Raw genomic sequence first — 356 nt, 5'->3', positions numbered from 1 at the left:
GCTGAGGGCCCGCGCACAGCGGAACGAGGTTGGCGCCGTTGTAGCAGAGGGCCTCCAGGCGCCCGTCCCGGTACCAGCCCCACATCTCGCCGCCGAGACGCCACGGGTCCAGGCCCGAGGCCAGAACGCGGGCGGTGACGAAGGCGTTGTTCCACCGTACGGCCCGTGGGCGTGGGGAACGATCTGCTGGCACTGTACCCGGGGCCAGAGCATCACGCCGCCGCACGGCCGTGGCCGGCCGCGCGGCGAGAGCGCGCCTGAGCGGTCGTACGCAGAGAGCACGCGCAAGCGTACGACGAGAGCGCGTGCGCGGGCGTACGGCGAGAGCGGTGCGGGGCGGGGGGTACGGCGAGAGC

General features: G+C 74.2%; 1 protein-coding gene. It reads right to left on the bottom strand.

Annotated elements, in window-relative coordinates; all coding sequences use genetic code 11:
* Positions 1 to 193: DUF4081 domain-containing protein (locus AB8Z75_RS35345; RefSeq protein WP_369209253.1), on the bottom strand; the 193-nt coding region annotated here is incomplete at its 3' end.
* Positions 194 to 356 lie beyond the last annotated feature (163 nt).

Origin of the sequence: Streptomyces sp. PU-14G (genome assembly GCF_041028275.1) — a bacterium.
GTDB lineage: Bacteria > Actinomycetota > Actinomycetes > Streptomycetales > Streptomycetaceae > Streptomyces.
This window is presented reverse-complemented; position numbering and strand designations above follow the sequence as displayed.